This is a genomic window from Pseudoalteromonas sp. NFXS53, from assembly GCF_056629255.1.
In genome coordinates this window covers 80,201-103,636 of record NZ_JBWVBR010000014.1, presented here as the reverse complement: position 1 = coordinate 103,636, position 23,436 = coordinate 80,201, and the positions used below count along the sequence as shown (strand labels likewise).

Below are 23,436 nucleotides of genomic sequence, written 5' to 3'. Positions count from 1 at the left end.
TTTTAATTTTATCGATAAAAGAACATAATGACTTTACTAAAAACCAAACTACTTACCAAAATTTGCGGGCTGGTATGCTCAGCAACCATTTTTTCAGCTTCCGCACAGATCCTACCTTCTGCACCTCAGATCAATGCGAAAGGTTATTTCTTGGTCGATTACACAACTGGCAAAGTCATTGCTGAAGGCGAAGCTGATACTAAGCTGGCACCTGCAAGCCTAACCAAAATGATGACCAGTTACGTAATTGGTGTCGAAATTGAAGCTGGTAATATCTCACCAACTGATATGGTTACCATCAGTGAAAAAGCATGGGCGAAGAACTTCCCTGGCTCATCGGTCATGTTCATTGAAGTTGGCAAGCAAGTCAGTGTCGATGACCTTAACCATGGCATCATTATTCAATCAGGTAATGATGCGTGTGTTGCGATGGCTGAGCACATTGCTGGCAGTGAAAGTGCATTTGCTGATCTCATGAATGCACACGCTGAAAAACTGGGCATGGCTAACACGCATTTCATTAATAGTCATGGCCTTGATACAGACGAGCATTACACAACACCTCGTGATATGGCGACGCTAGGTGCCGCGCTTATTCGTGACGTACCAGAAGAGTATGCGCTTTACAAAGAAAAGTCTTTTACCTTCAATGGTATTAAACAGTATAACCGTAACTCACTGCTTTGGGATGCAAGCCTTGACGTTGATGGCATTAAAACAGGTCACACATCAGAGGCTGGCTACAGCCTAGTGACATCAGCAACTAAAGACGACATGCGCTTAATTGCAGTTGTGATGGGTACAGACAGTGAGCGTGCTCGTAAAGTCGAAAGTAAAAAACTACTTAACTATGGCTTCCGTTTCTTCGAAACAATCACACCATATAAAGCGGGCGATAGCTTTGCAGATCAGCGTATTTGGATGGGTAATAAAGAGACGGTTTCTTTAGGTATTCTAGAAGACACACCCATTACCATCCCTCGTGGCCAACGCAAGAATTTGAAAGCGAACTTTGAATTAGATAAAACTTTAGAAGCGCCATTAGCCAAAGGCACTAAAGTAGGTACGCTATTCCTAGAGCTAGATGGCGAAGAAATCTCTCAGTATCCATTAGTTACACTGGAAGAAATTGAAGAAGGTAGCTTCTTCAGCAAGATCTATGACTATTTACGTTTACAGATCATGTAATAATTGATTTATTAGTCATCAACGCCTCCTGAGTGAGGCGTTTTTTTTTGCCGCAAAAATGATAGAATGCCCGCCAATATTGAGCGTGTGTGAAATAAAAACACACCACACCATTTGCGATGAGGACACCTTCATGGTTCAACCAGTTAAAAATACTAAGTTTGACGAATACTTAGAGTTCCCTTGCCCATTCACGTTTAAAATTATGGGCCTAGCAAATGTAAATCTGACTGATCAGATCCTTGCAAAGTTGCAAACAATTGCACCAGGTGACTATGCGCCTAAAGTAAAACCGAGTAGCAAAGGCACTTACGAGTCGGTGACACTGGTCGCGACCGTCACTTCAAAAGAGCATATTGAGCAAATCTATACCGAAATTGGCAATATCGAAGACGTACGTTACGTACTGTAGGGCTAACCATGACTCAAAGTACCGTGATAGTTCGCCAGTTAGGCTTACAAAGTTACCAGCCTATTTGGCAAAAAATGCAAGACTTCACTGATACCCGAGACGATAACAGTCCCGATGAGATCTGGTTTGTTGAACATGAGCCTGTCTTTACTCAGGGGCAAGCAGGTAAAGCAGAGCATGTTTTAGCTCCGGGCGACATTCCTGTTATTCAAGTTGACCGCGGTGGTCAAGTGACTTATCACGGTCCTGGTCAGCAAATGATGTACGTACTGTTTAATCTCCGTCGTCTTAAAATCGGCGTGAGAGAGCTAGTTACTTGGTTAGAAGAATGCATTGTCGATATGTTAAAAGAATACGACATTAATGCATATGCGAAACCGGATGCACCCGGTGTCTACGTTAACGACAGTAAAATTGCATCTTTGGGCCTGCGCGTTCGTCGCGGCTGTTCGTTTCATGGTCTAGCACTAAATGTAAACATGGATATGAGCCCGTTTATGCGCATAAACCCATGTGGCTATGCCGGTATGAACATGGTGCAAACAAGTGAATTAAATGGCCCGTCGCAACTTGATGAAGTTGCGCAAGGTCTTGTTAAACATATGCTCAAACGTCTTAACGCTGAGCATGTTGAACACAAAGAAGGGTTCGAGAACGAATGAGTAAACCAGTAAAAATGGAGCCAGGGGTAAAGCTTCGCGATGCTGAGAAAATGGCATTGATCCCAGTTAAGGTAATGCCAACTGAACGCGATGAAATGCTGAGAAAACCTGAATGGCTTAAAATCCGTTTACCGAAATCGAGTGAGCGTATTGAAGGCATCAAGCAAGCAATGCGAAACCACGGGTTACACTCTGTATGTGAAGAGGCATCATGCCCTAACCTATCTGAGTGCTTTAACCACGGCACAGCGACATTCATGATATTAGGTGCTATTTGTACTCGTCGTTGCCCTTTCTGTGATGTAGCGCACGGTCGCCCGTTAAAACCAGATGCACAAGAGCCTGAAAAACTGGCTTTAACCATTAAAGACATGAAGCTTAAGTATGTGGTTATCACGTCTGTAGACCGTGATGACTTACGTGATGGTGGTGCACAACATTTTGCTGACTGTATTAAAGCGATCCGTAAGCACAATCCTGAGATCACCATTGAAATCTTAGTACCAGATTTCCGTGGTCGTATGGAAAAAGCATTAGAGATCTTAACTGAAACACCACCTGACGTATTCAACCACAATTTAGAGACTGCGCCTCGCCTGTATAAGCTGGCTCGCCCTGGTGCGGATTATAAGTGGTCTTTAGAACTACTTCGCCGTTTCAAAGAAGCACACCCGAATGTTAAAACTAAGTCAGGCTTAATGGTGGGTTTAGGCGAAGAAATGTCTGAAATCGAAGAGGTATTACGTGACCTTCGTGAGCACAATGTTGACATGCTAACTGTAGGTCAATATTTACAACCTTCAAAGCACCACTTACCGGTTAAACGCTATGTGCCGCCAGCAGAGTTTGATGCATTAAAAGATTACGCTGACGAAATTGGTTTCACCCACGCAGCGTGTGGCCCGTTTGTTCGCTCTAGTTATCATGCAGACCAACAAGCTGCTGGTAAAGAAGTGAAGTAATCACTGCTTTTCAAAAAAACGCGATGCAGTGTCATCGCGTTTTTTTATGTCTAAATCTCAATACTGTGCATCAAAATGTAAAACATATATTACAAACACGTATCTTGATTTATAACAAAGGAGTTTCAATTTTTTGCTCTGCGTTATATCTTGCCTGCTCTCTCACACTTAAAGGGGCATAATGTGATAAAGAATAAAACCCTCGGCAGTATGCTAATTGTCGCAGGCACAACCATAGGAGCGGGCATGTTAGCACTGCCTATCGCTTCTGCAGGTATTGGCTTTAGTGCATCTTTAATCTTGATTTTATTAACATGGATATTAATGACCTATACCGCGTTATTAATGCTAGAGCTTCATCAATTCGCCAGCTCAGATGCTACACTCAATACGCTCGCCAAGACATTATTGGGCAAACGTGGGCAGTATATCGCTAATTTTGCAATGGTCTTTTTGTTTTATGCGTTATGTGCAGCATATATCGCAGGTGGAGGCGCGCAATTACAGTCAAAAATAAATGCAGCGCTTGATGTCAATGTGGCCCCGCAAGTCGGCTCTGTACTCGTGGCTGTACTGGTCGCTGCTATTGTCACCATGGGTACCTCAACGGTTGATAAACTAAACCGTGTTTTATTTGCCATTAAAGTAATCGTGCTGGGCAGTCTATTTTTCGTTCTGACACCTTATGTTCAAGGCCAACACTTACTCGAAATGCCGCTAGAGCAAGGACTTCTTATTTCAGCCATACCTGTTATTTTCACCTCATTTGGTTTTCATGGCTCAATTCCATCAATCGTAAAATACGTCGGTGTTGATATTCGTTCTCTCAGAAAGGTTATGATTTTCGGTGCCTCCGTCCCTTTAGTTATTTATGTCTTCTGGCAATTAATTAGCCAAGGTATGATGAGCCAGTCACAACTTTTACAATCTGAAGGCCTGCAAGGATTCATTGGCAGCGTCTCTAGTTTAGTGAACAGCTCACAAGTCAGTACGTCGATCACGATTTTTGCAGATCTAGCATTGGCGACTTCTTTCTTAGGTGTAAGCCTTGGACTATTTGATTTCTTTGCTGATGCTTTCAAACAAGGTGATAACAAAAGCGCCCGATTGAAGACGGCATTAATTACCTTTGTGCCCCCGCTTGGCTTCGCTTTATTCTACCCACAAGGGTTTATTACCGCCCTAGGATACGCCGCAATTGCACTGGTTGTTTTAGCGATATTTTTACCTGTTGCGATGGTTTGGGTTCAAAGAGCACAACAAACTAATGAACAAGGCTATCAGGTTAGAGGCGGTCGATTTGGATTAAGCCTTGCAGCTTGTTGTGGGGTTGTCATAATAGCAGCACAAGGCTTGCAAATGTTTGGCGTTATTCCTGCGCTAGGTTAACGGTAAAAAGTTTGGGTTATCGTGCAAGCCTGATAACCCAAATTCAAGGAAGTCTCATGAAATACCCCCTAATCTTGCTTTCCTTTTCTTTTTTAACTGCGTGCGGTGGCGGAGGCAGCGAACCACTATCAAAGGATAATACTGCACCTCCCGTCAATGAGAGCGCACAATGTAGCAGTGATTTCTCAGCGCAAAGGCATTTCAATAAGCAAGAAACAAACATTGCTTATTGGCAAATAGAGGGGGATACGCTCCAAACCAAGCCTCAGGTAACTTTCTTTACAAACCGCTCAAGTAGCCTAGCAGAAACATCATACAAAGGCTCTGAACCACTGTGTGAGCAAGTAGCGAATATTTTTGGTGCAGACGTTACAGATACATGGCAAGGCGCTGAGAATAATACAATCAAATCTGGCCAACAATTCAAATATATACCAGAACTTAGCGTCTCATTTGCACTGCCTGAAGTGAAATCTTTAAATGATTGGCGTGCTAAAGGCAGTCCCAACTCAATGTCCACAAACCTATTGCAAAGTACACTGACCGTCTGGTACCAAAATTCAGATGAGCAGAGGTTTTTGCAAGGCAACTTATCAAATAATCAAAGAGTCGTGCCATTAGCATGCAACGATACTGACTTTACTATTTTACTTTCTTTAATTGAGGTTGATGAACAGTTAAGCAGCAGTTTAAACCCGGCCTATTGCGAAGAGATACGCAGTAATAACATTACAAAAATAATGTGTTTAAGTGCCAACTTGCCTCAAGAAAGGTTAATTCAAAACTGTGAGTTTGCTATGACAGATATTGTTATTCCAAACGCCCAAGGAAATAAAACATTTGTTAAGTTAGCAGCTCAAACCTCTGCAGGTTCAGATACGGGAATTAATGTTGCAATCACTGATATTGATATAAATTAAGCTAAATTAGGGATAGTAATTATCTTAACCAGTTTGGAGGGTTAGCTAGGCGCTTAAAATGGTGAAACACTATCCCTTTACTTGCAGTTGGTTTACTCGGTTTTTTAATAGATACATCACGGGCAGAAAACACAGGATGACGGTAAGAATATTCACTAAAGGTAAGATACTTTTATAAAGGTAGGTCGAGTAACTTAAATCAAGATAATGCCTATCTACCAATCTAAATAACTGCATGATAGGTGCAGGAAGCACGATGAGTTGTGCCAATACGCTTTGCCACAAATACACTTTGTCTTTCAATGCCCAGACAGCCAAGATAGCCATAAAAACGATGTCACTCAACGTCCAATAAATGTAACGAATGACATATAGATCGGCATCAACTTGCTTGATCAAAGGGAAAGAGAAATAGCCAATCACATAAAATGCGGCACACAGTGCCGCATATCTAAAGGCTTTGTCATCTCTTAATAATGCAAACAGAGCAACCGAAATAAACGTCAGTAAAGTTGCATGATCTCTTACTAATAACAAAAATTGATTAAAGTAAGTGCTGTTTAAATCGAATGACATATTGAAAGGTTAATCTTGAAATGATTAATCTAACGATTTTTCTTCAGACTTTGGTGGCTCATCATTATCATCAGCACCATCGCCATTATTACCTGGCATGTAAGCGTATTTACTTAGAATAGACATCGTATTTTCTCCTTGATAGATGATTCACCTTCAAATTAGCTGAATTCCAACCATCTATCAAGAATACAATACTAAAGAATGAAAAAATTAATTACCACGCAATTCGATAGGATCAGATTCTTTCGCTTTACCTTGAAGAATTGAGATTTCAACACGGCGATTACGGCGTCTATCTGTGTCATTCTCATTCGGCACTAGCGGGCGAGTATCAGCATGACCAACAACAACCATTCTATTTTTGTCAAAACCAGGGGCTTTCACCATTTCACTTGCCACGGCAACCGCACGGGTTGCAGATAAATCCCAATTATTAGAATAAAGCTCATTAGTCACCTGAAAATCATCAGTATGACCTGACACTGTAATTTCTCCAGGCACATCTTTTAACAGCTCAGCAATCTCACGAATTATTGGCTTAAATTTCGGCTGTAAAAATGCACTACCGGACGGAAAGGCACCATTCTCTTGGATGCGAATAATGATCTGCTGCCCAAGAGACTCAAGCTCTATTGCACCATCCATAATTTGCTTTTCCATTTGCTGGGCAATTTTCTTCACCAGCTCGTTAACCTGCTCTTGATCGGCAGCTGAAATAGCCTGCTCCATAGATTGCTCTTGTGAAGTACTTTGCGATTCACCACCGCGCTTATTACCGCGTTGCTCTTGGCGACCACCTGCAGAAGCTTCATCACCAGCTTGGAACTCCAACATTTGTTGCGTCATCTCTACCGTCTGCTGTTGGATAGTTTCGATGGGAGTCGGCTCAGGTTTACCTGGTGTAAACTCCATCGCGATTACACTGGTCCCCTTGGGAATGTCTTTTACTTCGATTTTATTTTGCACACCAAAAGCAAATTTCATCGAACCTGCAATTTGTTTAAACTTTAAAACATCCATTTCGGAGAAAGCCAACAGCAGAACGAAGAAACACATCAAGAGTGACATTAGATCAGCAAATGTTCCCATCCAAGCGGGCAGCCCGGGGGGGGGACATTTACATTCTTGTTCGTCTGACATACTACTCCTCCTTGTCGCTGCCGCGTTTCGACTCAGGTAGGTAGTTCTTCAGAATACCTTCGATTACTTTCGGGTTTTGACCATCTTGAATACCCAAAATTGCATCCAAGATTAGGCGTTGATTTTGTTCTTCTTCATCTTTACGCAACTCAAGTTTCGCCTGAATAGGAATAGCAACTACGTTCGCAAGGAACGCACCATATAACGTCGTAAGTAATGCTACCGCCATTGCAGGACCAATCGCTTTTGGGTCATCCATGTTTGATAACATGGCAACTAGACCAATTAGCGTTCCGATCATACCCATCGCAGGGGCGATGTCTGCCAAAGATTTAAATAAGTTAGCGCCTAATTCGTGTCGAGAGGTAGTGAGTGAAATGTCTTTTAATAAAGTGGCACGTACAACGTCAGCATCATGACCATCTACTAGCATATCCACGCCCTTACGCATAAAGGCATTGGGTATTTCTGCTTCTTCCAAAGCCAAAAAGCCACCTTTACGAGCCGAGTCAGCCAACTCAACTGCTTTCTCAATGAGCTCTTCTGGAGATTCAATCTTGAACATAAAGGCTTTGCCAACAACTTTACCAATGCCTAAGAACTGGCTCATGGTGAAGTTCGAGAGTACGATGAAAATAGAGCCACCGAATACAATGACGGTAGATGGGCCATCACCAAACATGGCCAAGTCACCATTACTACTCATGAACATCGCCATGATGACCAAACCTATTGCACCTACTATTCCGATAACGGTTGCTAAATCCACTATCCCCTCCAGAGAATACTAATCATTACTTTTTTATTATGACACTCTAAGTCAATTTTTTGAGTGGCTACTACAAATATCATGCTTAATTAGAATATTTGCAAACCTTGTGCCTATGTTACAGTGAAAAGCCTAATTTTCAGTAAGACTTTTATCGGCAACATCTTGAATATCTTAACTCAATTACGTTGTTAAAATTCGATTAAAGCCCACATAGGGCAAAAAACAAACTGATTCGTCACGATTACCAGCAACAAGCTTTGACCTGAGTCGCTAATCCTCCTAAAATTGCTACCTTTAAAATAAATTGCTGGGCAAGATGTACTATGGCTGCAAAAAAACCTGAAAATCTAAGTTTTGAAGAAGCAATGGCCGAACTAGAAGGCATTGTACAGGCTATGGAACAAGGTAGTCTGACTTTAGAACAATCTCTAAAGCAATTTGAACGTGGTGTTCAATTAGCCAATGCCTCTAATGAAAAGTTAAGCAGTGCTGAGCAAAAAGTCTCAATCCTGATGGGCAATGACCCTGAGACACCTGTAACACCAATGCCAAATCAATTAGATTAAGACCCCGCAGTGAATTTATTCGAGCATATAAATACGGCACAAAACCGTTTAGACAGTTACATTAGTAACTACTTCTCTTTGCCATTAGATACCGATGAAACCGTAAAATCAGCAACTTTTTACAGCATAAATAATGGCGGTAAAAGATTAAGGCCCTTTTTGGTTTACACTGTAGGCAAACTGTTAGGTGCCAAAGAAGCTGACCTTGATGTCGCCGCAGCTGCGATTGAATGTATTCATAGCTACTCATTAGTCCATGATGACTTACCGGCTATGGACGATGATGACTTACGTCGAGGTAAACCGACTTGTCATATTGCTTATGATGAAGCATTGGCCATTTTAGCAGGCGATGCGCTACAAACCTTAGCGTTTGAATTTTTAAGTGAACATGAATTTTCGATACCCGCAAAGCAACAAATCAAGATGGTTAATACCCTTGCTGTTGCATCTGGCTTGCAGGGCATGGTGGGCGGACAAGCTCTTGATATTTCAGCGACAGAAAAGTCAGTTACCCTTGCAGAGCTTGAACGTATTCATCGACTTAAAACCGGCGCATTGTTAAATTGTGCAATTAAATTAGGCGCGTTGTGCGCTACGAATGTCAAACCAGAAATAATTACAGCCCTTGATATATATGGTAAAAATCTTGGCCTCGCTTTTCAGGTACAAGATGATATTTTAGATATCGAAGGTGATACCGCCGTATTAGGAAAGCCGCAAGGCTCAGACTTAGATAATCACAAGTCAACTTATCCGGCTTTGCTTGGACTAGATGGTGCAAAACAAAAAGCACATCTATTGGTCGGAAATGCTCTGTCTGCACTTGATACAATACCTCATAATACCGATGTATTGGCAGAGCTTGCGAAATATATAATTGAGCGTGATCACTAATACTCAATCATGACGTATTGATGACGAATAGAACAAAATTTATAAAAATTAAGTAAACCTTTGTATATAATCGGACAAGGTTTGCGTAGGACACATGTTGAAAGAATGAAACTGGACAGTAGCAAGTACCCATTACTCGCCTTGGTTGATGAACCGGCGCAATTACGTCAATTACCACAGCCCCAACTGGGTAAGCTGAGCGACGAATTAAGAGATTACTTACTTAATTCGGTTTCGCAGAGCAGTGGTCACTTGGCTTCAGGTTTAGGCACCGTTGAATTGACTGTGGCTTTACATTACGTCTATGACACACCTGAAGATAGATTAATTTGGGATGTGGGCCATCAAGCTTACCCCCATAAAATCTTAACGGGACGTCGTGATGCTATGCATACGATCCGTCAAAAAGATGGGTTACACCCTTTCCCTTATCGTGAAGAAAGTGAATACGACACTTTCAGCGTAGGTCATTCAAGTACCTCGATTTCAGCTGCATTAGGTATGTCTATCGCTGCACAGAAAGAAGGTAAAGGCCGTAAAACCGTTGCAGTGATAGGTGATGGTGCGATCACGGCTGGTATGGCGTTCGAAGCCATGAACCACGCCGGAGACATTAAATCCGACATGCTGATTATCTTAAATGATAACGAGATGTCTATCTCTGAAAATGTAGGCGCACTTAACAACCACTTTGCACGCATTCTTTCTGGTAGCTTTTATACTAATATACGCGAAGGCAGCAAGAAAATTCTTTCTGGTGTACCGACTGTGAAAGAGCTTGCCAGCCGTATGGAAGAGCATCTAAAGGGCATGGTTATTCCTGGCACTTTCTTCGAAGAGCTTGGTTTAAATTACATTGGTCCAATTGATGGTCATGACGTCAATATGCTGGTTGATACGCTAAGAAATATGCGTAACCTGAAAGGCCCTCAGATCCTGCACATCAAGACGCAAAAAGGTAAAGGTTACAAACCAGCTGAAGCCGACCCTATTGGTTACCACGGCGTACCAAAATTCGACCCAAGCATCCATAGCTTGCCAAAATCTAAACCTAGCGCCCCTACTTTTTCAAAAGTATTTGGTGATTGGTTATGCGATATGGCAGCACAAGATCCTAAGCTTATGGCGATTACGCCAGCGATGCGTGAAGGGTCAGGTATGGTGCGTTTCTCGAAAGAGTTTCCTGAGCAATATTTTGATGTTGCCATCGCTGAGCAACACGCTGTTACTCTAGGTGCAGGTTTCGCATGTGAAGGCCTTAAGCCTGTAGTTGCTATCTACTCAAGCTTCTTACAACGTGCTTATGACCAACTTATTCACGATGTCGCGCTACAAAACTTACCAGTACTGTTTGCAATTGACCGTGCAGGTATTGTTGGCGCTGATGGTGAAACTCACCAAGGTGCATATGACTTAAGCTTTATGCGCTGTATTCCAAATATGATCATCATGGCACCAAGTGATACCAACGAATGCCGTCAGATGCTTTACACAGGTTACCAGTGTAACCAACCTGTAGCGGTACGTTACCCTCGTGGTAGTGCCGGTGACAGTGATGTACAAACGCAGATGCAAGCTTTTGAGATTGGTAAAGGCAATGTGATCCGTGAAGGTGAGAAAGTGGCCATCTTAAGTTTCGGCACACTACTTCATAATGCTAAACAAGCCGCTGAAAACTTAAATACAACTCTCGTTGATATGCGATTTGTTAAGCCGCTTGATGAAGCTTTACTTGTTGAGCTGAGCAAAACCCATGATCGCTTTGTTTGTCTTGAAGATAACGCCATTGCCGGTGGTGCTGGCAGTGCTGTAATGGAGTTCCTTGGCGCACAAGGTATTCACACACCTGTGTCATTATTTGGTATACCTGATGAATTTATCAAGCATGGCACACAAGACGAAATGCATGCAGAAATGGGCTTATGTGCTGATTCAATCGAGCAGCGGATCAAAGCGCTACTCTAATAAGCACTGAAGCATAAAAAAAGGAGCTAAGGCTCCTTTTTTTATGCTTCAAGTTTTTGATGAGTTATATCAATCCACTTAATTAACGCATCCAAATTTTCACATCTGCAAGCCCATTTGCTTGTAAGGTTTGTAATTGTGACTCAACATTACTTGTTTGCTCAAATTCAAACGCATCCAACTGGTCATCAAATGTGATGGTTGCAGCGCCATCACCACCACGTTGCTTAACTTGATGAAGTGCGACATCCGCCAAATTCACTGAGGCCTCCCAGCTTATCACCTGCCCACCTAGAAGAGGTAGCGGGTAAAATGACCAGCCCATAGACACTGTCATATTAATCGACTTACCGTTCGGTAATTGGAAGTCACATTCAGCAATACCGCGGCAAAGTTCTTTTATGTAAGTTTCAATTGCGTCACGCTTAAAGTCGCGAAGCAACAATAAGAACTCATCACCACTCCAACGAGCCACATAATCAGAGCCTTGCGTTCTGGTGTTCAATAAAGTTGCAAGTTGCTGTAAACAACTATCACCACCAATCGGACCATAGGCATCATTCACTTTACTAAAATTATCGACATTGATAATAAGAAGTACCAGGCGTTTATTCTGTTGCTGTAATGACTTTGAGTTACGCTGGTAGTGTTCGACATCTTTAGGGAGTTGATCGAATAAGAAACGACGGCTTTTAAGGCCTGTGAGCTCATCTGTATGGCTAACTAGTTTCATCTGAGTATTCACTTGGTTAAGCTTGTCGTTCGCTTGACGCAGTGCCATGGTACGCTCTGCCACTAAAGATTCAAGCGCCTGCTGCTTACGTCGCTCTTGGGCTCTAAAGATCCAAAAAAATACGTAAAACAATAGAACAAACCCTAGTGTAATTAACAGTCTAAAGTACACAGTTTCATCAAAGCGTCTAGGGATCTCAATACGCTGTGTAATGCTTCGAGCTTGTTGCCAACCTTCACCTTTACGCTTAACTTGTAATTCAAAGTTATATACACCCGGCTCTAAGTTCGTATATATCGCTTCTCGACGGTTAAATACTTCTCGCCATTCAGTGTTTTCTTTGCCAGTTAAACGATATCTAAACTCGATACTCGCTGGCGCATAAAAGTCTATGGCGGTGTAGTTAATCGTGATATCTCGTTCACTGGTATCAAGTTTAAGTAGCTCTGCAAATTTACTTGCGACTATCGCTCGCTCTTGCGTGATCACCTCTTCCAGTTTTGGTGATAAGTCTTTAGAGCCAAATAGTTCAACATTCTTGGGAATTTCAACTGCCCCTTGAGAGCTTGGATACCAAATCGCGCCTTGCTTTTCTAATACTGCATCACCACCAAACCCCGAACAGCAACGGCCTATTTTGCCATCGAGCTGGCGGTCAAACTGGCTAATAACCTGCTCAACTTTTAAATTGTTTATCGGATGCGTAAATTGCGCTGCGGGCAAACGATACACACCTTTTCGAGTACTGACCCAAATAAGCGCCTGTTGCTGATCATAATAGAGCGAGGAAATTGAACCATGTGGTAAGCCATTTGAGGCATCTAATTGGTACCAATCACCTTTCGCGGTTCGATAGAATAACCCATCATTCCAAGAGCCAACCAAAGTAGCCACACCTTGGATGTATAAAATACTGGTAACATAAGCAGACTCTAGAGACGTTTGACCACCGAGCTTTTCAATGCCTTTTTGATTAAATTGATAGGCCCCTTTGTTGGTGCCTATAAACCCGACATTTGGCTGATCATTGATATACGTGACAAACTGACTACCTAAAAATGCATTGTAAGCAAACGGTGTTAAACCCGAGTACTCAAGACGATACATACCACTACCTGTACCTATCCATATTCCGCCACGCTGCGACGGTGTTATGGCTAAGACTGGCGTTTGTCGCAACTCTCGAAACGGTAATAGCTGTAGCACCCCTTGCTCATAAATCATGGCACCTCGCTCAGTTCCTATGAACAAGCTATTGCCACTAAATTCAAGCTCGTATACTGTGCTGTTTTTTAGCTCTTTAGGGGTAATAACCACTTGCAATGATTCATCATTATTCAAGTAACCGACACCACTTCTTGATGCCATCCAAGTTCGACCTTGGTTATCTTTGGTCGTTGCCGTTATACCTTGCTGACTGTTACCATCAATCATGTGTCGCGCAATATTACCTGTATGCGCAAACCAAAGCCCTTCGTTCAGACTGGCTAACCAAATGTTTCCTTCTGCGTCTTTAAACATGTCTGAAAACCAAATCGACTGATCAGCATGAATTGGTTCGACATAACGCCAATCAGAGATCCCCTCTCTGAACATCAAACGAGTTGAAGTAGACGCCCATAACCCTGTATCTGAGTCGTACATAAACTTATATACAGCACCATTGCCAAGTTCGGTATAACGTCTCAGCACTTGGTCTATATCTAAGAAGTAAGCACCGAGTTCAGAGGCCAGATACAAGCGCCCTTCAATCCATGCCAAATCATGCACGATAGTTTGTGCTAATTGTTCAGGTAGCGCTAACCTAAACCCAAGCTCTAGACGAAATACGTCCCTACGATTGGTGGCTGATTTGGTAATTTTTAACAGATTACGCTCATTCACCAACCATAGACCATCGGTGCCTTGGGCGATTTTAGACACACTGCCTACAATCTGATTAATGCGGTTAACAGGAAACTTTTTATTGTCTTCTGCTGAATCAAATGCACGTTGTGCTTGTTGGTCATTGCCAATGTAAAATAAGCCATTACCTGCAACCCAGATGTCACCTTGCTTGTCCTCAACAATATCGAGGATAGGTCCTTTGATATTAAATGACTGAACATCAAGCGTGTGGGTGTTTAAGCGATGAAGACCCCGCTTGGTGCCTATCCATAACTTACCATGCCTATCTAACAGTAATTTAAGAATGGCGTTAGTTTGTAAGAATTGCGTGTTTTGTGTTGTAAAATTTCGAAATTGATAGCCATCAAACCGACTGAGGCCAAATTGAGTGCCAAGCCATACATAGCCCTGCTGGTCTTGCACCAAACTTTTAATTGATTGTGAGGGTAAGCCATTTTGTACATTCCATTGCTTCACAATATAGTCATTGATGGCAGCAGATACTGAAAAACTCATCAGTATAAACAGCCAAGACACTAGCAAGGTTTTTTTGATCATACACTCACAATCTTTTATTGATTAAGCTACTAAGAAACCAGTTTTAAACAAAGCTTGTACACAAATCAACGAAAAAATACCCGCTAAAATGTCATCCGCCATGATCCCAAAGCCACCATGCAGCTTTTTGTCTAACATTCTGATTGGACCTGGTTTGGCAATATCGAAAAATCGGAATAATAAAAAGCCAACTAGGAGCGCTTTCCAAGATAACGCTGCGCCTATCATGGTAATATAAAAGCCAGCTACTTCATCCCACACAATTGCCGGATGATCATGAACTTGGACGTCTTTTGCCGTTTGTCCGCAAACCCAAATACCAAATACACTGATCACAACTGCAAAAACACACTGCAGCCATAATGGATAACTAGCTGTAATGAAAATAAGTGGTAAGGCACCTAAAGTGCCAAATGTGCCCGGAGCAAATGGGGCAAGTCCTAAACCAAAACCTAAACCAAAAAATTGGTGGGGTTTACGAATATCAAATTTGTACTGCTTAGCCAAACTGACTCCTAACTAAAATGTTCAAAGCCAGTTGCGGGAAATGGCCAAGGTTTATCTTTATAAAGTAGCGATACATCGCCAGCATTTGCGTTAATTTGCCCAATGCAGGTTGGTTTCACCCCATATTCTGCCAAGCGCTTTTCTACTGCTACTCTATTACTATCAGGCACGGTAAACAACAACTGATAATCATCGCCATAGGCCATTGCCAACATTAAACGTACTTCTTCATCTGGTAAATTTTTCAGCGCAGTTGAAAGCGGCACTTTATCAGCATGGATAGTCGCACCAACACCTGAGTGGGTCAGAATATGATTTAAATCGGCCAGTAAACCGTCAGAAATATCTATGGCTGAATTCGCTAAGCCACGTAAAACCTGACCTGCTGCAACTTGGGGTGCGGGATAATCAAACTTTTTCTGAACATAACTGCGATCTTCATCGCTGAGCTCCCACCCTTGTTTACGTGCTTCGATTGCCAAAGCGGCATCTCCGAGGTCACCAGTCACATATAACCAATCACCCACTTTAGCGCCACTTCGAGTCAATGCTTTGCCTTTTGGTACGATACCTTTAGCACACACGGTAATCGTTAATGGGCCTTGTGTGGTGTCACCACCGATCAGTTGCACATTATAGTACTCTGCAATATCGTGCATACCTTCGGTGAACTGTTCCAGCCAAGTATCGTCAACATTAGGTAGCGTCAAGCCTATTGATATCCAAGCAGGCTCTGCCCCCATTGCAGCTAAATCACTTAAGTTTACCGCTAAAATTCGGTGCCCTAGGGCTTTAGGAGAAATATCAGAAAAGAAATGAACGCCTTCTACCAGCGTATCTGTGGTGACCGCTAATTGACAGCCTTCAGGGATAGTAACTAGGGCGCAATCATCACCTATGCCTAAGTCTACATCACGTCGAGTAATGCCACGGCCGGTGAAAAATCGATTGATTAACTCAAATTCCTTCATTCATAAAAAAGCCGGCCTAAGCCGGCTCTCCAAATTGTTTGCCTTTATTTGCGAACTGCTTTAACTGCTTTGTCTAAAACACCGTTCACAAACTTATGGCTGTCTTCTGCACCAAAGATTTTCGCAAGCTCAATGCCTTCATTGATTGCTACTTTGTAAGGTACATCTTCACGGAACTTAAGTTCGTATGCACTTAAACGTAATACTGCACGCTCAACTTCATCTAAGTCGTCAAATGGGCGAGAAAGATGCGGCTTAACAAGCTCATCTAATTGTTTTACGTTTACTGCAACACCGCGAGCAAGATCTTTAAAGTATTCTACGTCTACTTTAGATACATCATTCTCGATCAACATTTGTTGCTCAATATCGGCAATCGGATTGCCACTTAATTGCCAAGAGTATACGGCTTGAAGCGCTAATATACGTGCTTTACGTCTTGCTGCTGGTTTCACTGAGGATCCTCTTAAATTTGCTCTAGCACGTTCACCATTTCTAGTGCACCAAGGGCTGCTTCGCCGCCTTTGTTGCCCATCTTAGTGCCCGCACGTTCAATGGCTTGCTCAATGCTTTCCGTGGTTAATACACCAAATGCTACCGGAATATCATAGTCTAATGAAACGCTTGCAAGTCCTTTGTTTGACTCGTTAGCAACTAGGTCGAAATGTGGTGTACCACCACGGATGATAACGCCTAATGCAATAATTGCATCGTGCTCTTTTTTCATCGCTAAACGCTTAGCTGCTAATGGTAACTCAACGGCACCTGGTACATATACCACAGTGATGTCTTCTTCTTTAACACCACCAACACGCTTTAGCTCGTCAACAGCACCGTCAAGTAAGCTGCTACCGATAAAATCATTAAAACGTGAAATAACAATGGCAAATTTTTTGCCAGGAGCGTATTTGTTACCTTCAATAATCTTCATTAGATGGTCCTAATCTTCTTAATGTTTCGTACTTTGCAATCAAAGTGCGCCGAGTACGCAATAAGCAATTGCCAAATTGGCGCGCATAATAGCACAGTTTTGGTTAACCCCAAATAACAAAACCCGTTGTCATCAACGGGCTTTTTTATTCAATTATTTAGGCTCTACGTATTCAACGACTTCTAGGTGGAAACCTGAAAGTGCATGATATTTTTTCGGCATACTCATTAGGCGCATTTTTTGAATACCTAAGTCAGCTAAGATCTGCGAGCCAACACCAACGGTACGAGACGTACCTTGGAATTTACGCTGATTTACAGTTTCGCCCGCATCTTGCGCAGCAAATGCTTTTACCATGTGCTCGATGTCTTCAGTTTGTTCTTGTTTACCCAGAATAACCAGCACACCGTTATTTTCGCTGATGTGCTGCATCGCACCGTGTAAACTCCAGCTTCTATCAGCGCCTCTGTCTGATAGCAATACATCATTAAAAGTGCTTTGTAAGTGAACACGCACTAGCGTTGCATCGCTTTCTGAAACTTCACCTTTGAGTAAAGCATAATGAAGCTGGTTATCAATGGTGTCTTTATAAGTAACTAGATCGAATTCACCATATTCAGTTGGCAATTTACACTGTGCAACTTTTTCGATAGTTGTCTCGTTTAAGTTACGGTATTCAATTAAATCGGCGATAGTACCAATTTTTAATCCATGTTCTTTTGCAAACACTTCTAACTGAGGACGACGCGCCATAGTGCCGTCTGGGTTTAAGATCTCAACAATCACCGATGATGGTTCTAAGCCTGCTAAGCGCGCTAAGTCACACCCTGCTTCTGTATGACCAGCTCGAGTTAATACCCCGCCAGGTTGTGCCATAATAGGGAAAATATGGCCCGGTTGTACGATGTCAGTCGGCACTGCACCTTTGGCCACTGCAGCCTGAACTGTACGCGCACGATCAGCGGCAGAAATACCTGTAGTGACGCCTTTTGCTGCCTCGATAGACATCGTGAAATTCGTTGAGAATTGCGCGCCGTTGTTTCTCACCATTAATGGTAAATCAAGCTGCTGACAACGCTCTTGAGTCATAGTCAAACAAATTAAACCACGACCGTGGGTTGCCATGAAGTTTATGGCATCCGCTGAAATATGCTCGGCTGCGATGATTAAGTCACCTTCATTTTCTCGGTCTTCATCATCCATCAAGATAACCATTTTACCGGCTTTAATGTCTTCGATGATCTCTTGTGCGCTGTTCAAGTTCATAATTTACCTGTTTAATTAATTAGCTACTTAATAAAGCCTGCGTTTGCCAATAAGTTCATTGTGAGAGTAGAGCTTTGTGCAGGCTCTTGAGCTCCAAGTACTAAGCGTTCCAAATAACGTGCTATTTGATCCACTTCTAAGTTAATTTTACTGCCCACTTTAAATTCAGCAATGGTTGTCTCTTGTGCTGTGTGCGGCACAATTGTCAGCTTAAACTGACAATCTTTAATTTCATTTACAGTTAAGCTGATCCCATCAATGGCTACTGAGCCTTTATATGGAATATATTTCATCAGCTCACTGGACGCTTCTAACCAATATTCGGTTGCGCGGGCATTAGGTGAAATCGCCACGACTGTCGCAATGCCATCAATGTGACCTGAGACTAAATGGCCGCCTAATCGTGAAATAGGCTGTAATGCTTTTTCTAAATTAACGGTTTGCCCTAGCTTATATTGAGCAAATTGCGTCAATTTCAAGGTCTCATTTGAAACATCGGCACGAAAACCATCAGAAAATTTTTCAACAACCGTTAAACACACACCATTTGTTGCAATGCTATCGCCTAACTGTACGTCGCCCATGTCTAAATTTGGGCTACTTACACGAACCGTTAGGTCGCCTTGATTTTGTGTCAACTCAGTCAACTTGCCAGTTGCTTCAATGATACCTGTAAACATAAAACTTAACCTTTTTGCGCTACTTTGCATGCTGTTAAACGAATATCATCGCCAACTTGCTTAATATCGTGCCATTGTAGGCTCTGTACATCTGCCATCTGCGTCAACTCTGGCACGTTAAATAAACCTCGCGCGTCTTGACCCATAATTTTAGGTGCTAAATAAAGAATATAATTATCGATAAGATTTAATTCGTGAAACTTACCCGCAAGCGTCGCGCCTGCTTCAACGAATACACTGTTGATACCATGCGCAGTTAATTGCTTTAACGCTTTTTTGATATCAACCTTACCATTCATAGAGTCAACCACCAGCTCTTTAACATGTTCAGGCCACTGGTGTGTTGTATCTGCTTTTGTTCTTAAAATTATAATAGGACTATTGATTGAGAATAATGCTAAATCAGGAAACAAACGGTTTTGAGAATCGATGATCACTCGAATAGGCTGGCGAACCGATAACCCTTCAGCAAGCTCAAGCTGCTCTGCTGAAAGTCGTACATTCAATTTAGCATCATCAAACAGCACAGTATCAGCACCCGATAACACGGCGCAGTGTTCAGCACGTAAAAACTGCACATCTTGACGAGCTGCGCTTGAGGTGATCCACTTACTTTCACCATTTTTTAATGCTGTTTTGCCATCTAGGCTCGCAGCCAATTTACAACTTATATGAGGTGAGCCTGTCTCCATGCGAGTTAGAAAACCCGGATTCAGTGCTCTTGCAGCTTGCTCAAATAAACCTGCTGCGGTTTCAATGCCTGCCTCTTCTAGCATACGTAAGCCGCGACCTGCGACTTCTGGGTTAGGATCGACCATGGCTGCAACAACGCGGCTAACACCAGCGTCGATTAAGCCTTTAGCACAAGGCGGTGTTCTACCATAATGGCTGCATGGCTCCAAGGTAACGTAAGCCGTTGCGCCTCTTGCCTTGTCTCCAGCCATCTTTAATGCGTGTACTTCGGCATGACCTTCACCCGCTTTTTGGTGATAACCCTGACCAACTATATCGCCGTCTTTTACGATGACACAGCCCACATTAGGGTTAGGAGAGGTGGTAAAACGGCCCTTTGCAGCAAGCTCGATGGCCTGCTGCATAAATTCTTTATCTTGTTCGCTAAACATCAATCCCCAAGCCTCGCGATTTCCTCGCCAAACTCTCTAATATCTTCAAATGAGCGATATACGGAAGCAAAGCGGACATAGGCCACTTTATCGAGCTTTTTCAGCGCTTCCATAATGCATTCGCCTATCATATGGCTAGACACTTCACGTTCACCCGTAGCGCGAATTTGCGATTTAATTTGATGCACAACTTCTTCAATTTGCTCAGTGCTCACAGGGCGTTTCTCTAACGCGCGGTGCAGACCATTTAATAGTTTGTCTTCATTAAACGGCTCTCGAGAGCCATCTTGTTTAATTACCCGAGGCATGACTAATTCGGCACCTTCAAACGTCGTAAAGCGCTCATGACATAACACACATTCTCTACGGCGACGGACTTGATGACCTGAGCCGACTAAACGGGAATCAATGACTTTTGTTTCTTTAGCGGTGCAAAATGGACAATGCATAGATAATCACTTGTGAAAAAATATAAAAAAGGCCGCAAATGCGGCCTTAATCATAACAAAATTCTTTGATTTTGTGAGCGAAATTACGCGTAAACTGGTAATTTAGCGCAGATAGCTTTTACTTTCTCTTTAACTTCTGCTTGTACTGACTCATCGTTGATGTTGTCTAGTACGTCACAGATCCAACCCGCAAGCTCTGCTGACTCAGCTTCTTTGAAGCCACGACGCGTGATAGCTGGAGAACCAATACGAAGACCAGACGTTACAAACGGTGAACGTGGGTCGTTTGGTACTGAGTTTTTGTTCACAGTGATGTTAGCACGACCAAGTGCCGCATCAGCATCTTTACCTGTAATGTCTTTGTCGATTAGGTCTAGTAGGAATAAGTGGTTGTCTGTTTTACCAGAAACAACTTTATAACCACGCTCTTGAAGAACAGCAACCATTGCCTGTGCATTCTTAACAACTTGCTCTTGGTAAGTTTTGAACTCTGGCTGTAGTGCTTCTTTAAAGGCTACCGCTTTACCAGCGATAACGTGACATAGAGGACCACCTTGACCACCAGGGAATACTGCGCTGTTTAGCTTCTTGTAGATGTCTTCGTCATCACAAGCAGAGATGATAAGACCACCACGAGGACCTGCTAGTGTTTTGTGCGTCGTCGTAGTTACAACGTGTGCGTGAGGTACTGGGCTTGGGTAAACACCTGCAGCAACAAGACCTGCAACGTGTGCCATATCAACTAATAGGTAAGCACCTACTTTGTCAGCGATTTCACGGAATTTAGCCCAGTCAACGATACCTGAATATGCTGAGAAACCACCGATGATCATTTTTGGCTTGTGCTCAAGTGCTAACGCTTCAACCTGTGCGTAATCGATCTCACCCGTTTCTTCGTTTAGACCGTACTGGATAGCGTTGTACGTTTTACCAGAGAAGTTTACGTGAGAACCGTGTGTTAAGTGACCACCGTGTGCAAGGCTCATACCTAATACAGTGTCATGTGGCTGAAGAAGCGCTTGGAATACTGCCGCGTTTGCTTGTGAACCAGCATGAGGTTGTACGTTTGCATACGTAGAACCGAAAAGCTCGTTAGCACGGTCAATAGCCAGTTGCTCAACAACATCAACGTGCTCACAACCACCGTAGTAACGCTTGCCTGGGTAACCTTCAGCATACTTGTTAGTTAATTGAGAACCCTGAGCTTCTAAAACACGTGGGCTACAGTAGTTTTCAGAAGCGATAAGCTCGATGTGCTCTTCTTGACGAGTCGTTTCAAGTGCAATCGCATTTGCTAATTCAGGGTCAAAATCTGCAATGTTCATGTTACGTTCTAACATGGGGTCTCCTAGGTACACGTTTAGGGTAGTAAAAGCTGTATTGTACGCAGTTATGCGTCCGATGCCTATAATTTCGGCTTGAGCATATTTAAACAGGGATTGAATTTATTTCACAGTGTTTATGTAATGATATTTTTTTATTTAAACATTAAAAAAACAAATAAATAAGAAGGGAATAAATAAGAGATATTTATATAGGGTGAGTTTGGTAAACTTTTTAAGTCTGCAAAGGCTCACCCTTGGCGATTAATAATTACAGTAATTTAGCAAAAACAGAAGCTTTCAATTGTGTGTAATCAGCCTTCATTGGCTCCGCTAAACACTTTTTATCTAAGGCATCTTGCAGCACGCTAGGCATTGCAATCTCTTGCTCAAGCACCTCTTCTACTGAAGATTTAAACTTTGCAGGGTGCGCCGTAGCCAAACAGATCCCCACAGCATCTTCAGCTTTATCTAAAGTCAGACCTTCAAGTGCAATGGCGGTATGCGGCTCCATCACGTAACCCGTTGCAGCAATCTCTTTCATTACCGCTTGCGTGCGACTTTCTGAGACACTTCTTGAATAAAACTCATGTTTATCGAAATCACCACGTTCCAGCATTGTCTCAACGCGAGGCCAGTTATTAGGTTTACTCACATCCATTGCATTAGATAACGACTCTAATGTGGCATTTGGCGACCACTCACCTGATGTCATGTAACGTGGTACAGTGTCATTTTGATTGGTGGTTGCAGACAGGTTTGCAATAGGTAAACCTAGCGCTGCTGCTATCATAGCTGCACACACATTACCGAAGTTACCACTTGGTACAGAAACATGCACTTTACCTCTTTGCTCTACAGGTAATTGCGCAACGGCTTCAAAGTAATAACACACTTGTGCAACTAGACGGCTGATATTGATAGAGTTGGCGGAGTTTAAACCCAGCTTTTCTTTCATTTCATCATCTAAGAACGCCTGCTTAACCAATGCTTGGCAATCATCAAAGCTGCCTGCAACCGCATAACAATGAATATTTCCACCTAACGTCGTGAAGAGCTTTTGTTGAGCGAGCGAGATCTTGCCTTCTGGATAAAGTATAACTACATCAACATTTGGCTTGTTATAGAAAGCATGTGCTACCGCTGCACCTGTGTCTCCACTGGTCGCAGTTAAAATTGTGACGCGCTCACCTTGGTTAAATAAACCAATACACTCGGCCATAAAACGGCCGCCAAAATCTTTAAACGCCAACGTTGGCCCATGGAATAATTCTAAGCAATATTGCTTGTCACCAATTTGCTTAAGCGGCGCCGGAAAATTAAAAGCACGTTCAACCATCTCTGCTAACGTATCTTTTGGTAGCTCATCACCAATTAAGTGGCTCAATACTTCGGCACTTCTTTCTACAAATGGCTTTTCAAGTAAAGCATCGATATTTTCTAATTTACTTAATTGCTCTGGAAAAAATACCCCTTGGTTACGACCAAGACCTGTTTTAACAGCCGTAGTGAAAGACACTTGCTGCGTGGCATCTTTTAAGTTTACAAGTTGCATT

At 42.6% G+C, this 23,436-nt stretch carries 23 protein-coding genes; 9 read left to right on the top strand and 14 right to left on the bottom strand.

Annotated features, from left to right (window positions below):
• Positions 1 to 27: 27 nt before the first annotated feature.
• The 6 genes from AC1HJP_RS15060 (at position 28) to AC1HJP_RS15035 (ending at position 5,533) form a co-directional block, all read left to right on the top strand.
• Positions 28 to 1,188 (top strand): serine hydrolase, encoded by a 1,161-nt coding sequence (locus tag AC1HJP_RS15060; protein ID WP_390441952.1) that lies wholly within the window; start codon positions 28 to 30, stop codon positions 1,186 to 1,188.
• A gap of 133 nt (positions 1,189 to 1,321) precedes the next feature.
• On the top strand, positions 1,322 to 1,600 hold the full coding sequence (gene ybeD / locus AC1HJP_RS15055; protein ID WP_058030832.1) for a DUF493 family protein YbeD: 279 nt from the start codon (positions 1,322 to 1,324) through the stop codon (positions 1,598 to 1,600).
• Between the two features lie 8 nt (positions 1,601 to 1,608).
• Complete coding sequence (lipB, locus tag AC1HJP_RS15050) at positions 1,609 to 2,262, top strand: lipoyl(octanoyl) transferase LipB (protein ID WP_058030833.1); 654 nt, start codon at positions 1,609 to 1,611, stop codon at positions 2,260 to 2,262.
• A complete protein-coding gene (gene lipA, locus AC1HJP_RS15045) occupies positions 2,259 to 3,224 on the top strand; it encodes a lipoyl synthase (RefSeq protein ID WP_058030834.1) in 966 nt (321 codons plus the stop codon). Before lipB ends, lipA begins: the two co-directional genes overlap by 4 nt.
• Before the next feature lie 183 nt (positions 3,225 to 3,407).
• Positions 3,408 to 4,613, top strand: a complete 1,206-nt coding sequence (locus AC1HJP_RS15040) for an aromatic amino acid transport family protein (RefSeq protein ID WP_480362522.1) — start codon at positions 3,408 to 3,410, stop codon at positions 4,611 to 4,613.
• Between the two features lie 56 nt (positions 4,614 to 4,669).
• Positions 4,670 to 5,533, top strand: coding sequence for a hypothetical protein (locus tag AC1HJP_RS15035; protein WP_480362521.1), 864 nt, complete (start codon positions 4,670 to 4,672; stop codon positions 5,531 to 5,533).
• Positions 5,534 to 5,602: 69 nt separating this feature from the next.
• On the opposite strand, the gene AC1HJP_RS15030 is transcribed toward AC1HJP_RS15035, so the two are convergent.
• The 3 genes from AC1HJP_RS15030 to pomA all read right to left on the bottom strand — a co-directional run bounded on the left by AC1HJP_RS15030 (position 5,603) and on the right by pomA (position 8,021).
• Complete coding sequence (locus AC1HJP_RS15030; protein ID WP_480362520.1) at positions 5,603 to 6,109, bottom strand: hypothetical protein; 507 nt, start codon at positions 6,107 to 6,109, stop codon at positions 5,603 to 5,605.
• 213 nt (positions 6,110 to 6,322) lie between these two features.
• Entirely contained in the window at positions 6,323 to 7,252 is a 930-nt protein-coding gene (locus AC1HJP_RS15025) for a flagellar motor protein MotB (RefSeq protein ID WP_138480292.1), read from the bottom strand.
• A gap of 1 nt (position 7,253) precedes the next feature.
• Entirely contained in the window at positions 7,254 to 8,021 is a 768-nt protein-coding gene (gene pomA / locus AC1HJP_RS15020; RefSeq protein ID WP_058030839.1) for a flagellar motor protein PomA, read from the bottom strand.
• Between the two features lie 326 nt (positions 8,022 to 8,347).
• Here pomA and AC1HJP_RS15015 point away from each other — a divergent pair, with 326 nt between their 5' ends.
• From AC1HJP_RS15015 to dxs, 3 genes are all read left to right on the top strand, one after another.
• The gene (locus tag AC1HJP_RS15015; RefSeq protein ID WP_138480290.1) at positions 8,348 to 8,590 is read left to right on the top strand and encodes an exodeoxyribonuclease VII small subunit; all 243 of its coding nucleotides are present in this window, start codon (positions 8,348 to 8,350) and stop codon (positions 8,588 to 8,590) included.
• A 9-nt stretch (positions 8,591 to 8,599) separates the two neighbouring features.
• Positions 8,600 to 9,487, top strand: a complete 888-nt coding sequence (ispA, locus tag AC1HJP_RS15010) for a (2E,6E)-farnesyl diphosphate synthase (protein ID WP_480362519.1) — start codon at positions 8,600 to 8,602, stop codon at positions 9,485 to 9,487.
• 105 nt (positions 9,488 to 9,592) lie between these two features.
• Entirely contained in the window at positions 9,593 to 11,452 is a 1,860-nt protein-coding gene (gene dxs / locus AC1HJP_RS15005) for a 1-deoxy-D-xylulose-5-phosphate synthase (RefSeq protein WP_480362518.1), read from the top strand.
• Positions 11,453 to 11,534: 82 nt separating this feature from the next.
• Here dxs and AC1HJP_RS15000 read toward each other — a convergent pair whose 3' ends face one another.
• From AC1HJP_RS15000 to thrC, 11 genes are all read right to left on the bottom strand, one after another.
• Positions 11,535 to 14,627 (bottom strand): ligand-binding sensor domain-containing diguanylate cyclase, encoded by a 3,093-nt coding sequence (locus tag AC1HJP_RS15000; RefSeq protein WP_480362540.1) that lies wholly within the window; start codon positions 14,625 to 14,627, stop codon positions 11,535 to 11,537.
• A gap of 24 nt (positions 14,628 to 14,651) precedes the next feature.
• The gene (locus AC1HJP_RS14995) at positions 14,652 to 15,137 is read right to left on the bottom strand and encodes a phosphatidylglycerophosphatase A family protein (RefSeq protein ID WP_058030843.1); all 486 of its coding nucleotides are present in this window, start codon (positions 15,135 to 15,137) and stop codon (positions 14,652 to 14,654) included.
• Positions 15,138 to 15,145: 8 nt separating this feature from the next.
• Complete coding sequence (thiL, locus tag AC1HJP_RS14990) at positions 15,146 to 16,108, bottom strand: thiamine-phosphate kinase (RefSeq protein ID WP_480362517.1); 963 nt, start codon at positions 16,106 to 16,108, stop codon at positions 15,146 to 15,148.
• Positions 16,109 to 16,152: 44 nt separating this feature from the next.
• Positions 16,153 to 16,563, bottom strand: coding sequence for a transcription antitermination factor NusB (gene nusB, locus AC1HJP_RS14985; RefSeq protein ID WP_480362516.1), 411 nt, complete (start codon positions 16,561 to 16,563; stop codon positions 16,153 to 16,155).
• Positions 16,564 to 16,574: 11 nt separating this feature from the next.
• Entirely contained in the window at positions 16,575 to 17,039 is a 465-nt protein-coding gene (gene ribH / locus AC1HJP_RS14980) for a 6,7-dimethyl-8-ribityllumazine synthase (RefSeq protein WP_058030846.1), read from the bottom strand.
• Between the two features lie 153 nt (positions 17,040 to 17,192).
• A complete protein-coding gene (gene ribBA, locus AC1HJP_RS14975; protein WP_480362515.1) occupies positions 17,193 to 18,305 on the bottom strand; it encodes a bifunctional 3,4-dihydroxy-2-butanone-4-phosphate synthase/GTP cyclohydrolase II in 1,113 nt (370 codons plus the stop codon).
• Between the two features lie 23 nt (positions 18,306 to 18,328).
• On the bottom strand, positions 18,329 to 18,985 hold the full coding sequence (locus AC1HJP_RS14970; protein ID WP_480362514.1) for a riboflavin synthase: 657 nt from the start codon (positions 18,983 to 18,985) through the stop codon (positions 18,329 to 18,331).
• 5 nt (positions 18,986 to 18,990) lie between these two features.
• A complete protein-coding gene (gene ribD, locus AC1HJP_RS14965) occupies positions 18,991 to 20,109 on the bottom strand; it encodes a bifunctional diaminohydroxyphosphoribosylaminopyrimidine deaminase/5-amino-6-(5-phosphoribosylamino)uracil reductase RibD (RefSeq protein ID WP_480362513.1) in 1,119 nt (372 codons plus the stop codon).
• On the bottom strand, positions 20,109 to 20,558 hold the full coding sequence (gene nrdR / locus AC1HJP_RS14960) for a transcriptional regulator NrdR (RefSeq protein ID WP_390441977.1): 450 nt from the start codon (positions 20,556 to 20,558) through the stop codon (positions 20,109 to 20,111). Before nrdR ends, ribD begins: the two co-directional genes overlap by 1 nt.
• Before the next feature lie 83 nt (positions 20,559 to 20,641).
• The gene (gene glyA, locus AC1HJP_RS14955) at positions 20,642 to 21,898 is read right to left on the bottom strand and encodes a serine hydroxymethyltransferase (RefSeq protein WP_058030851.1); all 1,257 of its coding nucleotides are present in this window, start codon (positions 21,896 to 21,898) and stop codon (positions 20,642 to 20,644) included.
• Positions 21,899 to 22,151: 253 nt separating this feature from the next.
• Complete coding sequence (gene thrC / locus AC1HJP_RS14950; RefSeq protein ID WP_480362512.1) at positions 22,152 to 23,435, bottom strand: threonine synthase; 1,284 nt, start codon at positions 23,433 to 23,435, stop codon at positions 22,152 to 22,154.
• Position 23,436 lies beyond the last annotated feature (1 nt).

Excerpts from the sequence above, each read along its gene's own strand:
- AC1HJP_RS15060 (WP_390441952.1), top strand. The coding sequence starts at position 28 with ATGACTTTACTAAAAACCAAACTACTTACCAAAATTTGCGGGCTGGTA.
- ybeD (WP_058030832.1), top strand. The coding sequence starts at position 1,322 with ATGGTTCAACCAGTTAAAAATACTAAGTTTGACGAATACTTAGAGTTC.
- lipB (WP_058030833.1), top strand. The coding sequence starts at position 1,609 with ATGACTCAAAGTACCGTGATAGTTCGCCAGTTAGGCTTACAAAGTTAC.
- lipA (WP_058030834.1), top strand. The coding sequence starts at position 2,259 with ATGAGTAAACCAGTAAAAATGGAGCCAGGGGTAAAGCTTCGCGATGCT.
- AC1HJP_RS15035 (WP_480362521.1), top strand. The coding sequence starts at position 4,670 with ATGAAATACCCCCTAATCTTGCTTTCCTTTTCTTTTTTAACTGCGTGC.
- AC1HJP_RS15030 (WP_480362520.1), bottom strand. The coding sequence starts at position 6,109 with ATGTCATTCGATTTAAACAGCACTTACTTTAATCAATTTTTGTTATTA.
- AC1HJP_RS15025 (WP_138480292.1), bottom strand. The coding sequence starts at position 7,252 with ATGTCAGACGAACAAGAATGTAAATGTCCCCCCCCCGGGCTGCCCGCT.
- AC1HJP_RS15015 (WP_138480290.1), top strand. The coding sequence starts at position 8,348 with ATGGCTGCAAAAAAACCTGAAAATCTAAGTTTTGAAGAAGCAATGGCC.
- dxs (WP_480362518.1), top strand. The coding sequence starts at position 9,593 with ATGAAACTGGACAGTAGCAAGTACCCATTACTCGCCTTGGTTGATGAA.
- thiL (WP_480362517.1), bottom strand. The coding sequence starts at position 16,108 with ATGAAGGAATTTGAGTTAATCAATCGATTTTTCACCGGCCGTGGCATT.
- ribH (WP_058030846.1), bottom strand. The coding sequence starts at position 17,039 with ATGAAGATTATTGAAGGTAACAAATACGCTCCTGGCAAAAAATTTGCC.
- ribBA (WP_480362515.1), bottom strand. The coding sequence starts at position 18,305 with ATGAACTTGAACAGCGCACAAGAGATCATCGAAGACATTAAAGCCGGT.
- AC1HJP_RS14970 (WP_480362514.1), bottom strand. The coding sequence starts at position 18,985 with ATGTTTACAGGTATCATTGAAGCAACTGGCAAGTTGACTGAGTTGACA.
- ribD (WP_480362513.1), bottom strand. The coding sequence starts at position 20,109 with ATGTTTAGCGAACAAGATAAAGAATTTATGCAGCAGGCCATCGAGCTT.
- nrdR (WP_390441977.1), bottom strand. The coding sequence starts at position 20,558 with ATGCATTGTCCATTTTGCACCGCTAAAGAAACAAAAGTCATTGATTCC.
- glyA (WP_058030851.1), bottom strand. The coding sequence starts at position 21,898 with ATGTTAGAACGTAACATGAACATTGCAGATTTTGACCCTGAATTAGCA.
- thrC (WP_480362512.1), bottom strand. The coding sequence starts at position 23,435 with ATGCAACTTGTAAACTTAAAAGATGCCACGCAGCAAGTGTCTTTCACT.